Annotated in this window: 1 rRNA gene and 1 pseudogene; one reads left to right on the top strand and one right to left on the bottom strand. The window is 63.4% G+C overall.

Annotated elements, in window-relative coordinates:
* Positions 1 to 351 (bottom strand): 16S ribosomal RNA (locus ACZ7CF_RS42165); the annotation flags it as partial.
* Between the two features lie 761 nt (positions 352 to 1112).
* Between ACZ7CF_RS42165 and ACZ7CF_RS42160 the strand changes: the two are divergent.
* Positions 1113 to 1447: pseudogene (locus tag ACZ7CF_RS42160) on the top strand (tryptophan--tRNA ligase); the annotation flags it as partial.

The raw sequence follows: 1447 nt of genomic DNA, 5'->3' as shown, positions 1-1447 counted from the left end.
ACTGCTGCCTCCCGTAGGAGTCTGGGCCGTGTCTCAGTCCCAGTGTGGCCGGTCGCCCTCTCAGGCCGGCTACCCGTCGTCGCCTTGGTGAGCCATTACCTCACCAACAAGCTGATAGGCCGCGGGCTCATCCTGCACCGCCGGAGCTTTCGAACCGCTTGGATGCCCAAGCGGGTCAGTATCCGGTATTAGACCCCGTTTCCAGGGCTTGTCCCAGAGTGCAGGGCAGATTGCCCACGTGTTACTCACCCGTTCGCCACTAATCCCCACCGAAGTGGTTCATCGTTCGACTTGCATGTGTTAAGCACGCCGCCAGCGTTCGTCCTGAGCCAGGATCAAACTCTCCGTGAATGTTTACCCGTGATCGGGTGCACACATCACGAGAGCGGAACATCGGGAGGAATAGTCCCGACGTTCACAGCGTCCTCGCTGTGTTTTCTTCAAAGGAACCTCGACCATCCGAAACCGGATGGACGGGGTATCAACATATCTGGCGTTGACTTTTGGCACGCTGTTGAGTTCTCAAGGAACGGACGCTTCCTTTGTACTCACCCTCTCGGGCTTTCCTCCGGGCGCTTCCCTTCGGTCTTGCGTTTCCGACTCTATCAGATCTTTTTCTCGACCTGACCCCCGGTCAGCGGGGTTTGTCTTTCCGGCCGTTGCGGGCCGTTCCGACGAGTGAGACTTTAGCGGATTCCCGGCTCCCGACCTAATCGGGGTCCTGCTCCCTTTCGGGTGCGGATTCCTCATTCCGTGAATACGCACGACAATGACGCGCCGGCAGACAGACTGCTGACGTCGATCAGTAGTGGTGCTCACGGGATGGCTGTCCGGGGCCGACCGGAGTCGGTGCTCACGTCGGACAACTCGGAGAACAGTACGGATCCCCCAGGTGCGTGTCAACTCGCTGCGGTCCCCCGCCCCGGGGGCGTAGTCTCGTGGGCATGACGACGCGTACGCACAGCCAGTTCTGGTGGGCCGCCTGACGGCGGTCGTCCTGCGTATGCACCCACGGCCGCCGCCTCGGCGGCCGTTCTGCTTTCTCCCCCCGGAGCTCGAGGGGCGGCCGCCCCGGACAGCGGCCTCGACGCTCCACAGGAGAGGGAGAAGTGATGACTCGGGTCTTCAGCGGTATCAAGCCGACCGGACATCTGACGCTGGGGAACTACCTCGGGGCCATGCGGCGGTGGGCCACGGTCGACCAGTACCGGGCGGACGCGCTGTTCTGCATCGTCGACCTGCACGCCCTGACCGTGGACCACGATCCGGCGCGGGTGCGCCGGCTGAGCAGGCAGGCCGCCACCCTGCTGCTGGCCTCCGGGCTGGATCCACAGCGGTGCACGGTGTTCGTGCAGAGCCATGTGGACGAGCACGCCCGGCTGTCGTACCTGCTGGAGTGCGTGGCCACGGACGGCGAGATGCGCCGGATGATCCAGTACAAGGAGAA

The sequence above is a fragment of the Lentzea sp. NPDC036955 genome, assembly GCF_055608005.1.
This window is presented reverse-complemented; position numbering and strand designations above follow the sequence as displayed.